Source organism: Streptomyces orinoci, from assembly GCF_003121295.1.
GTDB classification, from domain to species: Bacteria; Actinomycetota; Actinomycetes; order Streptomycetales; family Streptomycetaceae; genus Streptomyces; species Streptomyces orinoci.
Map to the genome: position 1 here is coordinate 1,304,100 of NZ_PHNC01000029.1, position 13,492 is coordinate 1,317,591.

Genomic DNA, 13,492 nt, shown 5'->3' on the forward strand with positions numbered 1-13,492 from the left:
GGGCGCCTTCTTCTCCGACAGACCGCTGGACGGACCGCCGGACCGGCCGCCGGAAGAGTCAGTGGCCGGGCCGCCGGCGGAGCGGGCGGACGGCCCGGGCAGGGCGCGCTTCTCGGCGGCGGCCGGCAGTTCAAGGGCCTGGGTGACGTCCAGGTCCGCGGCCTGCGGCCGCTTCTTCGCCAGCCGCTCGTCCGGGGTGTTGATGGCCTCGGTCAGCAGGGCCCGGGCGCCCGCCTCGTCCAGCCGCTTGGCCGGGTCCTTGGCAAGCAGCCCGTACATGACACCTTCAAGGGGACCCGCGTTCTTCGGCGGACCCAGCGGTTCGGTCATCACCGCGGTCAGCGTGGCGATGGCCGAGCCCTTGTCATAGGGCGGCGCACCCTCCACGGCCGCGTACAGCAGGCCGCCCAGCGACCACAGGTCGGCGGGCGGGCCGGGTTTCTGACCACGTGCCCGTTCCGGCGATATATAGGAGGGCGCGCCGACCAGCATGCCGGTGGAGGTGACCGAGGGGTCGCCCTCGACCTGGGCGATGCCGAAGTCGGTGAGCACCACCCGGCCGTCGTCCGCGATCAGCACATTGGACGGCTTCACATCACGGTGCAGGATGCCCTGTTGGTGGGCGGCGCGCAGCACATCGAGCACGGCCAGGCCGACTTCGGCGGCGCGGCGCCACTTCAGCGGGCCGTCCTCGCGGATGACATCGGCGAGCGAGCGGCCCTCGATCAGCTCCATCACGATCCACGGCCGGTCGTCCTCGTGCACCACGTCATAGACGGTGACGGCGCCCTTGCTGCGGATCCGGGCAATGGCCTTGGCCTCGCGCAGGGTGCGGGTGATCAGGCGGCGCTTCTCGTCCTCGTCGATGTTCGACGGGAAGCGAAGTTCCTTGACGGCGACCACTCGGCCCAGCGTCTCGTCATTGGCGCGCCAGACCGTGCCCATGCCGCCCCGGCCGAGAACGTCACCGAGGCGGTACCGCCCGGCGAGGAGGCGCCCGGTCGTGCCCTGCGTCTGCTCCGCGTCCGACATGCGTCCCCTCTGGCATCCAGCTCTGCGACCAACCGACCCCGGCAGAGCGACCATTGTCTCTCATCCGCGGACCAGTGGAAGTCCAGGGTCCGAGTGACCATGGGTGATGAACGCGCGCTGCACCGGGTTTTCCGGATGGCGGAGAGTATGGCGGAGTGTCATGGCCGCGCTGCCGGCTACCCCTTTACATGACCTCGTTTCCGATAAGTCGGTTCCCGGCGGTTTCCCGCTGTCACAGGATGCTCATGGGCCGTCAGACGACAGACGTCAAAGCGGCTGCACATCCGGGGCGCCCAGCCGGGCCGCGTCCGCCGTCAGATCGTCCGGCTGCAACTGCGACTCGCGCTCCGCCTCCACCCTCTTCTCATAGCGCTCCACCTCCTTGTCCACCTGGGCGGCGTCCCAGGCCAGCACCGGCGCCATCAGCTCGGCCGCCTCCCGGGCGCAGCGGGTGCCCCGGTCGAAGGTCTCGATGGAGATACGGGTGCGACGGGTGAGGACATCGTCCAGATGCCGGGCGCCCTCGTGCGAGGCGGCATAGACCACCTCGGCCCGCAGATAGTCGTCGGCGCCGGTGAGCGGCTCGCCCAGCGAGGGGTCACCGGTGACATACGCCAGCACCTCGTCCACCATCGAGCCGTACCGGCCCAGCAGGTGCTCCACCCGCGCCACATGCAGCCCGGTGCGCCGGGCGATCTGCGCCCGGCCGTTCCACAGCGCCTTGTAGCCCTCGGCGCCCACCAACGGGATGTCCTCGGTGACGCACTCCGCCACGCGTTGCGACAGACCATGCACCGCCTCATCCACCGCATCCTTGGCCATCACCCGGTAGGTGGTGTACTTGCCGCCGGCCACCACCACCAGCCCGGGCACCGGATGGGCCACCGTGTGCTCCCGGGAGAGCTTGCTGGTGGCGTCCGATTCCCCGGCCAGCAGCGGGCGCAGCCCGGCATAGACGCCCTGGACGTCGTCCCTGGTCAGCGGGATGGCCAGCACCGAGTTGACGTGTTCCAGCAGATAGTCGATATCGGCGCTGGAGGCGGCCGGATGGGCCTTGTCCAGGTCCCAGTCGGTGTCGGTGGTGCCGATGATCCAGTGCCGGCCCCAGGGGATGACGAACAGCACGCTCTTCTCGGTGCGCAGGATCAGGCCGGTGGTGGAGTGGATGCGGTCCTTGGGCACCACCAGGTGAATGCCCTTGGAGGCGCGGACATGGAACTGGCCGCGCTCGGCGATCAGCTGCTGGGTGTCGTCCGTCCACACCCCGGTGGCATTGACCACCTGCCGGGCCCGGACCTCGAACCGGCCGCCCTGCTCCAGGTCGTGCACCTTCGCCCCCACCACCCGCTCGCCCTCGCGCAGAAAGCCCACCACCCGGGCCCGGTTGGCGACATCCGCGCCATAGGCGGCGGCGGTGCGGGCCAGGGTGGTGACATAGCGGGCGTCGTCCATCTGGGCGTCGTAGTACTGCAACGCGCCCACCAGCGCGTCCTTGCGCAGACAGGGCGCCACCCGCAGCGCCCGGCGGCGGCTGAGATGACGGTGTACGGGCAGACCGCGGCCATGCCCGGAGGACAGGGACATCGCGTCATAGAGCGCCACCCCGGCGCCCGCGTAGAGCCGCTCCCAGCCGCGGTGCTCCAGCGGATAGAGGAAGGGCACCGGCTTGACCAGGTGCGGGGCCAGCCGCTGGAGCAGCAGTCCGCGCTCCTTGAGCGCCTCGCGGACCAGGGCGAAGTCCAGCATCTCCAGATAGCGCAGCCCGCCGTGGATGAGCTTGCTGGAGCGGCTTGAGGTGCCCGCGGCCCAGTCCCGCGCCTCCACCAGACCGGTGGTCAGCCCCCGGGTGGCCGCGTCCAGCGCGGTGCCGGCGCCGACCACCCCGCCGCCCACCACCAGGATGTCCAGCTCCCGTTCGGCCATCCGGGCGAGCGCCGCGCTCCGTTCGGCCGGACCGAGTGTCGCCGTCCTCACCACTGCCTCCCGTTACTGAAGTCGCGCGGTGTCCCTGCCGTCTCACCGCACTCGGACGCGTACCCGCTCTTCCACCGATGCTGCCCCAGAACCGCCGCTTCGGCCGGTCCGCAAACGGCCAAGGACACCGCCGGGCCGGAACGGCCAAGGAGACCGCCGGGCCGGAAGGGCCAAGGAGTCCAGCCCAAAGGGAATGAGTCAATCCCGAAGATCTGTCATATATCCGCTTAACCTGATCCTCGTCCGAGGCACGCTCCGGGAAGGACCGCATCACGTCATGCCCGCAGACCTCGCCGTCATCGGGCTCGGCCAGCTCGGCCTGCCGCTGGTGCAGGCCGCCACCGCCGCGTCCATCACCACCGTCGGCTACGACCCCGACCCGCACACCATCGCCGAACTGCGCGCCGGACGGCTGCCCGCGGAAGGCGGCTGCGGCGGGCTGACCGCCGCCGACCTGCGCCGGATGCTCTCCTCCGGCTTCCGCGCCACCACCGAGGACGCCGAACTCGGCCGGGTCCGCACCGCCGTCATCTGCGCGCCCGTCCGGCTCGGCGAGAACCGGGCACTGGACCTGGGCGCCATCGGGGCGGCCGCCCGCACCCTGGCCGCCCGGCTGCGCCCGCACACCACCGTGCTGCTGGAGTCCCCGGTCTACCCCGGCGCGACGGAGGAGTACCTGCGCCCCCTGCTCGAAGAAGGCTCCGGCCTGATCGCCGGACGCGACTTCCACCTGGCCTACTCCCCCAGCCGGCACGACCCCGGCAACCGGCGCTACCACCTGCGCAACACCCCCCGGGTGATCGGCGGCCTCACCCCCGCCTGCACCGAGGCCGCCGCCGCCTTCTACGGGCGCTTCTGCGAGAAGGTGGTACGTGCCCGGGGTCCCCGCGAGGCCGAGGCGGTCAAGGTCTGGGAGACCAACTACCGGCACGTCAATATCGCGCTGGCCAATGAGATGGCGGTCTTCTGCCATGACATCGGCGTGGATCTGTGGGACGTGGTGCGCTGCGCGGAGACCAAGCCCTTCGGCTTCCAGGCCTTCCGCCCCGGCCCCGGAGTCGGCGGCCACGGAGTGCCGGTGGACCCCAACTACCTTGCCTACAAGGGCCGTACGCTGGGCTACCCGCTGCGGATGGTGGAACTGGCCCAGGAGGTCAACGGGCGGATGCCCCGCTATGTGGTGCAGCGCTGCGCCGCCTTGCTCAATGAACACGGCAAATCGGCGCGCGGGGCGCGGGTGTTGCTGCTCGGCGTCGGCTACAAGGCGGACATCGCCGACCAGGAGGGCTCACCCGCCCGGGAGGTGGCCTCCCGGCTGCTGGAGCTGGGCGCACAGCTCAGCTATCACGACCCCCATGTGACCCAGTGGCGGGTGCTGGGCCGGCCGGTGCCCCGGGCGGACAGCGTCTACGAGGCCGCGGCCGCCGCCGACCTGACGGTGCTGCTCCAGCACCACCGCACGTACGACCTGCAAGGGCTCGCGGTCAAGGCCCAGTTGATGCTGGACACCAGGGGCGCGAGCCCCGCGGGTACGGCGCACCGGCTCTGAGGCCCCGGGCGTTACAGCCGCCCGCTCATCGGCAGCCGCGGCTGGGCGTCCAGCAGGGTGCGCAGCGAGGCGAAGTCCTCCACACAACGGCCGGTGCCCACCGCCACACAGTCCAGCGGATCGTCGGCGATCAGCACCGGGATGTCCAGCTCCTGGCTCAGCCGGACGTCCAGGCCGCGCAGCAGGGCGCCGCCGCCGGTGAGGACGATGCCGCGGTCCATGATGTCGCCGGAGAGCTCCGGCGGGGTCTCGTCCAGGGTCTGCCGGACGGCCATCACTATGGCGTCCACCGGCTCGGCGAGCGCGTGCCGGATCTCGTCGGCGGTCAGCTCCAGCGTCTTGGGCAGACCGCTGACCTGGTCGCGGCCGCGGATGGTGTAGCGCTCGGCGGGCGCCAGGCCCTGGGTGCGCTCCGGGTCGGCGGCGGCGTCCGGGCCGGCCGTCCAGCTGACGGTGGGCGAGGCGGAGCCAATGCTCAACTTGATGTCCTCGGCGGTGCGTTCACCGATGGCCAGCGCGTACTTCTTCTTCACATAGGAGATCACGGCCGCGTCCATGGCGTCGCCCGCGGTGCGCACCGAGCGGGCGGTGACGATGCCGCCCAGCGAGATCACCGCGACCTCGGTGGTGCCGCCGCCGATGTCCACCACCATGCAGCCGGTGGGCTCGCTGACCGGCAGCCCGGCGCCGATCGCCGCCGCCATCGGCTCCTCCACCAGGTGCACCGCCCGGGCACCGGCCTGGGAGGCGGCCTCGATGACCGCCCGGCGCTCCACCCCGGTGATGCCGGAGGGCACACAGATCACCACGCGCGGCCGGGTCAGCCAGCGGCTGCCGGTGACCTTCTTGATGAAGTGCCGCAGCATCCGCTCGGCTATCTCGAAGTCGGCTATGACGCCGTCCCGCAGCGGGCGGACGGCCACGATATTGGACGGGGTGCGGCCGATGGTCTCCTTGGCCTCGGACCCCACCGAAAGGACACTGCCGTCATCGGCGTTGACGGCCACCACCGAGGGCTCATTGAGCACCACTCCCTTACCGCGCACATACACCAGCGTGTTGGCGGTGCCGAGGTCGATGCCCATGTCCCTGCCGCTGAACGACTTACTTTGCGCCATAAGTCGCCAGTATTCCCTATCGCCGAACCTTTATACGGAGTTGATGGATGCCCCGGACATGCGAAGGGCCCGGCCATACGGCCGGGCCCTTCACTGACGGCGGGTCAGCGCTTGTCGTGGGCGGACGGCGCGACCGTCACCTCGACCCGCTGGAACTCCTTGAGCTCGCTGTAGCCGGTGGTGGCCATGGCCCGGCGCAGGGCGCCGAAGAAGTTCATGGAACCGTCCGGGGTGTGCGAGGGGCCGAGCAGGATCTCCTCGGTGGAGCCCACCACGCCCAGGTTCATCCGCTTGCCGCGCGGCACATCCTCGTGGACGGCCTCCATGCCCCAGTGGTGGCCGCGGCCGGGGGCGTCGGTGGCGCGGGCCAGCGGGGAGCCCATCATCACGGCGTCGGCACCGCAGGCGATGGCCTTGGGCAGGTCGCCGGACCAGCCCACGCCGCCGTCGGCGATGACATGGACATAGCGGCCGCCGGACTCGTCCATGTAGTCCCGGCGGGCGGCGGCCACATCGGCCACCGCGGTGGCCATCGGCACCTGGATGCCCAGGACATTGCGGGTGGTGTGGGCGGCGCCGCCGCCGAAGCCCACCAGCACACCGGCGGCGCCGGTGCGCATCAGGTGCAGGGCGGCGGTGTAGGTGGCACAGCCGCCGACGATCACCGGAACGTCCAGCTCATAGATGAACTGCTTGAGGTTGAGCGGCTCGGCGGCGCCGGAGACATGCTCGGCGGAGACGGTGGTGCCGCGGATGACGAAGATGTCCACGCCCGCGTCCACCACGGCCTTGGAGAACTGCGCGGTGCGCTGCGGGGAGAGCGCGGCGGCGGTCACCACACCGGAGTCGCGCACCTCCTTGATGCGCTGGCCGATCAGCTCCTCCTTGATGGGGGCGGAGTAGATCTCCTGCAGGCGCTTGGTGGCGGTGCGCTCATCCAGCTCGGCGATCTCGGCCAGCAGCGGCTCGGGGTCCTCGTAGCGGGTCCACAGGCCCTCGAGGTTGAGCACGCCCAGGCCGCCCAGCTCACCGATGCGGATGGCGGTCTCCGGGGAGACCACGGAGTCCATGGGGGCCGCCAGGAACGGCAGCTCGAAGCGGTAGGCGTCGATCTGCCAGGCGATCGAGACCTCCTTGGGGTCGCGGGTACGGCGACTCGGGACGACGGCGATGTCGTCGAACGCGTATGCCCGGCGGCCGCGCTTTCCGCGCCCGATCTCGATCTCAGTCACGTTGTGGCCCTTCTTTTCACGTCTGCCGTTCCAGTATCCCCGACGCGGCGAAGCCCGCGGCCGGTCGGTCGCGGGCTTCGGCTGAACGACTGGTTACTACCGCCGGGAGTAGTTGGGCGCCTCGACCGTCATCTGGATGTCATGCGGGTGGCTCTCCTTGAGCCCCGCGGTGGTGATCCGGACAAAGCGGCCCTTGTCCTTGAGCTCCTGGATGTTGGCGGATCCCACATAGCCCATGGAGGCCCGCAGACCGCCGATGAGCTGGTGGGCGACCGAGGCCAGCGGGCCGCGGTAGGGCACCTGGCCCTCGATGCCCTCGGGGACCAGCTTGTCCTCGGAGAGGACGTTGTCCTGGAAGTAGCGGTCCTTGGAGAAGGAACGGGCCTGGCCGCGCGACTGCATGGCACCCAGCGAGCCCATGCCCCGGTAGGACTTGAACTGCTTGCCGTTGATGAAGACCATCTCGCCCGGCGACTCCTCGCAGCCGGCCAGCAGCGAGCCCAGCATCACGGTGTCCGCGCCGGCCGCGATGGCCTTGGCGATGTCACCGGAGTACTGCAGGCCGCCGTCGCCGATCAGCGGGACGCCCGCCGCGTGGCAGGCCTGTGCGGCCTCGTAGATGGCGGTGACCTGGGGGACGCCGATGCCGGCGACCACCCGGGTGGTGCAGATCGAGCCCGGGCCCACGCCCACCTTGACGCCGTCCACACCGGAGTCGATCAGCGCCTGGGCGCCGTCCCGGGTGGCGACATTGCCGCCGACCACATCCACATTGATGTTGGACTTCACCTTGGCGATCATGTCCAGGATGCCCCGGCTGTGGCCATGGGCGCTGTCCACCACCAGGAAGTCCGCCCCGGCCTCGACCAGCGCCTGGGCCCGGTCGTACGCCTCGTCGCCGACGCCCACCGCGGCACCGACGATCAGCCGGCCGTCGGCATCCTTGGCGGCGTTGGGGTACTGCTCGGCCTTGACGAAGTCCTTGACCGTGATCAGGCCCTTGAGCACGCCGGAGTCGTCCACCAGCGGCAGCTTCTCGATCTTGTGGCGGCGCAGCAGCTCCATGGCGTCCTCGCCGGAGATGCCGACCTTGCCGGTGACCAGCGGCATCGGGGTCATCACCGCGCGCACCGCACGGGTGCGGTCGGTCTCGAAGGCCATATCGCGGTTGGTGACGATGCCCAGCAGCTTGCCCGCCTCATCGGTGACCGGCACCCCGCTGATCCGGAAGCGGGCGCACAGCGCGTCCGCCTCGGCCAGGGTGGCGTCCGGACGGACCGTGATCGGGTCCGAGACCATGCCGGACTCCGAGCGCTTGACCAGATCGACCTGGTTGGCCTGGTCCTCGATGGAGAGGTTGCGGTGCAGCACACCGGCGCCGCCCTGGCGGGCCATGGCGATGGCCATCCGGGCCTCGGTGACCTTGTCCATCGCCGCGGAGAGCAGCGGAATGTTCACCCGGACGTTGCGGGAGACCCGGGAGGAGGTGTCCACCGCGTTCGGCAGGACCTCCGAGGCGCCCGGCAGCAGCAGGACGTCGTCATATGTCAGACCGAGCATCGCGAACTTCTCGGGCATTCCGTCGATGTTGTCAGTCATGACACCTTCCCAGACGCGGTATTGCGGGCCGGAGGACACCCCGGGGATCCCCCTTGCCTCAGCGAGGACTCCCATGCTAACGGGCGTCCACAGGTGGCCCATTCCACGAGCGCTGAGGCCCGCATCACTTGGAGTTTTCTACCAATGGCGCCGCACGGGCCTCACTGCTCGGCGAGCGCCCGCAACCTGCTCAGCGCCCGGTGCTGGGCGACCCGCACCGCACCCGGCGACATCCCCAGCATCTGCCCCGTCTCCTCGGCGGTCAGCCCCACCGCCACCCTCAGCAGCACCAGCTCGCGCTGGTTCTCCGGCAGGCTGGCCAGCAGCTTCTTGGCCCACTCGGCATCGCTGCTGAGCAGCGCCCGCTCCTCCGGACCCAGGGAGTCATCCGGCTGCTCGGGCATCTCGTCGGAGGGCACGGCGGTGCTCCCCGGGTGGCGCATGGCGGCGCGCTGCAGATCGGCCACCTTGTGCGCGGCGATGGCCACCACAAAGGCCTCGAAGGGCCGCCCGGTGTCCCGGTAGCGCGGCAGCGCGCACAGCACCGCCAGGCAGACCTCCTGGGCGAGGTCGTCCACGAAGTGCCGGGCGTCCCCCGGCAGTCGCGACAGCCGGGTGCGGCAGTAGCGCAGCGCCAGCGGGTGCACCAGGGCGAGCAGATCATGGGTGGCCTGGCGGTCGCCCTCCACGGCGCGGGTGACGAGGGTGCCGATCTCCCCGGGGCCGGCGGCCACCGGGGGACTCGCCTCGTCGTTCTCGCGCATCGGTCCATGGTGCCTTGGCGCCGGAGCGTCCGCGGCATCGCGTCCGTGGTTGTGCACCGTCACGTCTTGAGCGGGTGCGCCGGCGTTCATCTCCCGCGCCCTCCCATCACGCCCGACCGAGCCGTCCCCGAGGAACTCCATAGCTCAAGGATGCGGCAGCGCGCGGGAAACGTGCAGCGGGCCGGGGAGCGACGGCGCATCGCCCCGCCCGCCCCAGGGCGAGCGGGGTGCGTCAATCCCCCACAGCACCGCACGTCACGGCGCCTAGCGGACCAGGCCCCAGCGGAAGCCGAGCGCCACGGCGTGGGCCCGGTCGGAAGCTCCGAGCTTTTTGAACAGCCGCCGGGCGTGCGTCTTGACGGTGTCCTCGGAGAGGAACAGCTCACGGCCGATCTCGGCGTTGGAGCGGCCGTGGCTCATGCCCTCCAGCACCTGGATCTCCCGCGCGGTGAGGGTGGGCGCGGCGCCCATCTCGGCCGAGCGCAGCCGGCGGGGCGCCAGCCGCCAGGTCGGGTCGGCCAGCGCCTGGGTGACGGTGGCCCGCAGCTCGGCGCGCGAGGCGTCCTTGTGCAGATAGCCGCGGGCTCCGGCGGCGACGGCCAGGGCCACCCCGTCGAGGTCCTCGGCCACGGTGAGCATGATGATGCGGGCGCCGGGATCCGCGGAGAGCAGCCGCCGGACGGTCTCCACTCCGCCCAGGCCGGGCATGCGTACGTCCATGAGAATGAGATCCGAGCGATCGGCGCCCCAGCGGCGGAGGACTTCCTCGCCGTTGGCCGCCGTCGTCACGCGCTCGACGCCGGGCACTGTCGCCACCGCACGACGGAGCGCCTCTCGGGCAAGCGGGGAGTCGTCGCAGACGAGGACGGAAGTCATGGCCGTCCTCCGCAGCTGATGCGCGTCACCTTGAGCCTCCAGGCTGGTACTGATCGTCACCTGCGCGATTGGCGAGCGCGGACCGCCTCGGACATCCGCCGGCCGCTGCGATCACCAACCGCCTCCGCCCTCTCAACGACGGTCACCCGAAAGAGTTACGGGCTTGGTCGGCCATGTTCGGCACTCTACGTGAGGGCACGGACACGGAGCAGGGCGCACCGGGGGCGCTCGCCACGCCGTTCGAGTCATGCACCGTTTGCCTGCTTGGACCCGTTTTTCTTCGCATTTCCCGGAGACTGCCGCTAGATTCGCAAATGAGTCATATTTTCTGCTCATACGGAAACAGATCGCGGCAACAGATCAACTGACGGTTCGCATCAACGAGTTCGTATCGAGGGGACAAGTCATGGCAGATTTCTCCCGCCTTCCCGGCCCCAACGCCGACCTGTGGGACTGGCAGCTGCTCGCGGCCTGCCGGGGTGTGGACAGCTCGCTGTTCTTCCACCCCGAGGGCGAGCGCGGCGCGGCGCGCAGCGCACGCGAGACCTCGGCGAAGGAAGTGTGCATGCGGTGCCCGGTACGCGCGGAGTGCGCGGCTCATGCCCTGGCGGTCCGCGAACCGTACGGAGTGTGGGGCGGACTCACCGAGGACGAGCGCGAGGAGCTGATGGGGCGCGCCCGCCACCGGCCCATCTCGGCGGCCGGAGCGGCCGGGACCATGAGCGCCTGACCTCGCCGCACCTGCCTGAATAAACGTTTCTTCGAGACCCGGCCGCCCCGCCCGGCCCGGCGCTCAGCGCCCGGCCGCCGCCGCGAGCCGGTCCAGCATGGCCCCGACCGCCGGGACCCGGGCCAGGTCCGGCAGCGTCAGGGCCACGATCTCGCGCTGCACCAGCGGCTCCACCGCCACCGTCCGGATCCCCTTGGGACGTACCGACTCCAGCGCCAGCTCCGGCATCACGGCCACCCCCAGACCGGCTCCCACCAGCCCGAAGACCGCCGGATAGTCATCGGTGGCGAAGTCGATGCGCGGGGTGAAGCCGGCGCTCTCGCACACCTCCACCAGATGCCGCCGGCAGCGCGGGCAGCCGGCGATCCAGGGCTCCGCGGCCAGCTCCGCTATGCCGACCCGGTCCGCGCCGGCCAGCGGGTGCTCCTCGGGCACCACCCCGATCAGCCGGTCGGTGAGCAGCGGCCGGACCACCAGATCCGCCCACTCGGCACCGGCCGGGTCGGCCCCGCGCACCTCGGGGTAGCGGAAGGCCAGGGCAATCTCGCAGTCGCCGGAGCGCAGCATCTCCACCGAGCGCGGCGGCTCGGCCTCCACCAGGGAGACCCGGGTGCCGGGATGCCCGGCCCGCATCGCCGCCAGCGCCCCGGGCACCAGGGTGGAGCTGCCGCTGGGGAAGGACACCAGCCGCACCCGGCCCGCCCGCAGCCCGGCGATGGCGGCGATCTCCTCCTCGGCGGCGGTCAGCCCGGCCAGGATCCCGGCGGCGTGCCGCACCAGGGCCTCGCCGGCCTCGGTCAGCCGCATCTCCCGGCCGGTGCGGATCAGCAGCGGGGTGCCGGTGGACTGCTCCAGGGCCTTCATCTGCTGGCTGACCGCGGGCTGGGTGCAGCCCAGCTCCCGGGCGGCGGCGGAGAACGAACCGCTGGCGGCCACCGCGCGCAGCACCCTGAGATGACGAGCCTCGATCATGAAACCAAGCATAAGCGCTGCTTGGGGCCGATGGACGATAATCGCTGGACCCTTTGAGTTACGCCCGCCTACGCTTCGGTTATGCGCATCCTCTCCGTGAACATCGGCTCGGCCACCACGGTGGACGACCGCCCCGGCCACCCCGGTGAGTTCACCGGCGGCCTGGCCACCGGCATCGACAAGCGCCCCGTCCAGGGGCCGGTGGCGGTGGCCGCCCCCGGCCCCAAGGGCATCGCGGGCAGCGGGCTGGCGGGGGACGAGGTGATTCTGCGGCACCACCACGGCGGGGACGACCAGGCGGTCTATGCCTTTGCCCGGGAGGATCTGGACTTCTGGGAGCGGGAGTTGGGGCGCGCCCTGCCGCCGGGCTCCTTCGGCGAGAACCTCACCACCACCGGCATCGATGTCAACGGCGGCCGGATCGGGGAACGTTGGCGGATAGGCGAGCGGCTGCTGCTGGAGGTCACCTCGCCGCGCATCCCCTGCCGGACCTTCGGCGACTGGCTGCGGGAGTCGGGCTGGATCAAGCGGTTCACCCAAGCCGCCGCGCCCGGGGCGTACTTGCGGGTGATCGAGCCGGGAGAGGTCCGTGCGGGTGATCCGGTGACGGTGGTGCACCGGCCCGCCCATGAGGTCAGCATCGCCTTCGCCTTCCGGGCCCAGACCACCGAGCGGGCGCTGCTGCCCCGGGTTCTGGCGGCCGGGGACGGGCTCCATCCCGAGCTGCGGAGCAAGGCGCTGGCCCATCAGGCGGGTCAGGGTTCCATAGAAGGCTGAAACCTCCGCGACCACGGCGGCCTCCCGGGCACTAACGTTCCGGCATGACCACTGCACTGATCACGGGCGCGACGGCCGGCATCGGCGCGGCCTTCGCACGACGGCTGGCCGCCGACGGGCATGACCTGGTTCTGGTCGCCCGGGACGAGAAGCGGCTGCATGAGCACGCCACCGAACTCCACGACCGGCACCGGGTGGAGGCCGAGGTACTGCGGGCGGACCTCTCCCGGGAGGAGGGGATCGCCGCGGTGGAGGCCAGGCTCTCGGACCGCAAACGCCCGGTGGACCTGCTGGTCAACAATGCCGGCTTCGGCAACAAGGGCCGTTTCCTGGAGGTTTCGGTCGCCGATGAGCTGACCATGCTGCGGGTGCACTGCGAGGCGGTGCTCCGGCTGACCATGGCGGCGGCCGGCGGAATGCGGGAGCGGCGGCGCGGCGGAGTGGTCAATGTGGCCTCGGTGGCGGCCTTTGTGCCGCGCGGGACGTACGGGGCCAGCAAGGCGTGGGTGGTGCAGTTCACCCAGGGTGCCGCGCGGGATCTGGCGGGCAGCGGGGTGCGGCTGATGGCGCTGTGCCCGGGCTTTGTCCGCACCGAGTTCCACCAGCGGGCGGGGATGGGGACGGAGAACATCCCCGGCTGGATGTGGCTGGACGCCGACCGGCTGGTGGACGCCGCGCTCAAGGACCTGGCCCGCGGCAAGTCGCTGTCCATTCCGGACCCCCGCTACAAGGCGCTGACCGGTCTGTCCAAGCTGGTGCCGCGTGGGGCGCTGGGCCGGGTGTCCTCCACCACCGGCCGCAAGTACGGCCCCAGCTGAGGCAGTTGGCACCCACGGCCGAGGCCCGGCCCCCAACGGGGGCCGGGCCTC

11 protein-coding genes and 1 pseudogene are annotated in these 13,492 nt (G+C 71.1%); 4 read left to right on the top strand and 8 right to left on the bottom strand.

The features are described from left to right. Positions 1–203: 203 nt before the first annotated feature. Together CV755_RS37215 and CV755_RS20640 are read right to left on the bottom strand one after the other, a co-directional pair. Positions 204–1,032, bottom strand: a pseudogene (locus CV755_RS37215) (serine/threonine-protein kinase); the annotation flags it as partial. Between the two features lie 267 nt (positions 1,033–1,299). Further along, positions 1,300–3,006, bottom strand: coding sequence for a glycerol-3-phosphate dehydrogenase/oxidase (locus CV755_RS20640; protein WP_109281669.1), 1,707 nt, complete (start codon positions 3,004–3,006; stop codon positions 1,300–1,302). Positions 3,007–3,283: 277 nt separating this feature from the next. Between CV755_RS20640 and CV755_RS20645 the strand changes: the two genes are divergently transcribed. Beyond that, positions 3,284–4,555: a nucleotide sugar dehydrogenase gene (locus CV755_RS20645; RefSeq protein ID WP_109281670.1), complete on the top strand. Its 1,272-nt coding sequence runs from the start codon at positions 3,284–3,286 to the stop codon at positions 4,553–4,555. A gap of 11 nt (positions 4,556–4,566) precedes the next feature. Here the strand turns inward: CV755_RS20645 and CV755_RS20650 are convergent, their stop codons facing one another. The 5 genes from CV755_RS20650 to CV755_RS20670 form a co-directional block, all read right to left on the bottom strand. Then, a complete protein-coding gene (locus CV755_RS20650; protein WP_109281671.1) occupies positions 4,567–5,673 on the bottom strand; it encodes a rod shape-determining protein in 1,107 nt (368 codons plus the stop codon). 104 nt (positions 5,674–5,777) lie between these two features. Continuing rightward, positions 5,778–6,905 (bottom strand): GuaB3 family IMP dehydrogenase-related protein, encoded by a 1,128-nt coding sequence (locus CV755_RS20655; protein ID WP_109281672.1) that lies wholly within the window; start codon positions 6,903–6,905, stop codon positions 5,778–5,780. Between the two features lie 96 nt (positions 6,906–7,001). Further along, positions 7,002–8,504: an IMP dehydrogenase gene (guaB, locus tag CV755_RS20660; protein ID WP_109281673.1), complete on the bottom strand. Its 1,503-nt coding sequence runs from the start codon at positions 8,502–8,504 to the stop codon at positions 7,002–7,004. A gap of 161 nt (positions 8,505–8,665) precedes the next feature. Beyond that, positions 8,666–9,268 (bottom strand): sigma-70 family RNA polymerase sigma factor, encoded by a 603-nt coding sequence (locus CV755_RS20665; protein ID WP_206608439.1) that lies wholly within the window; start codon positions 9,266–9,268, stop codon positions 8,666–8,668. A gap of 264 nt (positions 9,269–9,532) precedes the next feature. Beyond that, the gene (locus CV755_RS20670) at positions 9,533–10,144 is read right to left on the bottom strand and encodes a response regulator transcription factor (RefSeq protein ID WP_003948568.1); all 612 of its coding nucleotides are present in this window, start codon (positions 10,142–10,144) and stop codon (positions 9,533–9,535) included. A 406-nt stretch (positions 10,145–10,550) separates the two neighbouring features. Here CV755_RS20670 and CV755_RS20675 point away from each other — a divergent pair, with 406 nt between their 5' ends. Beyond that, complete coding sequence (locus tag CV755_RS20675) at positions 10,551–10,874, top strand: WhiB family transcriptional regulator (RefSeq protein ID WP_109281674.1); 324 nt, start codon at positions 10,551–10,553, stop codon at positions 10,872–10,874. Between the two features lie 63 nt (positions 10,875–10,937). Here CV755_RS20675 and CV755_RS20680 read toward each other — a convergent pair whose 3' ends face one another. Then, positions 10,938–11,846, bottom strand: a complete 909-nt coding sequence (locus tag CV755_RS20680) for a LysR family transcriptional regulator (protein WP_109282006.1) — start codon at positions 11,844–11,846, stop codon at positions 10,938–10,940. An 81-nt stretch (positions 11,847–11,927) separates the two neighbouring features. Here CV755_RS20680 and CV755_RS20685 point away from each other — a divergent pair, with 81 nt between their 5' ends. Together CV755_RS20685 and CV755_RS20690 are read left to right on the top strand one after the other, a co-directional pair. Continuing rightward, entirely contained in the window at positions 11,928–12,623 is a 696-nt protein-coding gene (locus CV755_RS20685) for an MOSC domain-containing protein (protein WP_109281675.1), read from the top strand. Between the two features lie 44 nt (positions 12,624–12,667). Further along, positions 12,668–13,441, top strand: coding sequence for an SDR family NAD(P)-dependent oxidoreductase (locus CV755_RS20690; RefSeq protein WP_109281676.1), 774 nt, complete (start codon positions 12,668–12,670; stop codon positions 13,439–13,441). The last annotated feature ends 51 nt before the right edge of the window (positions 13,442–13,492 follow it).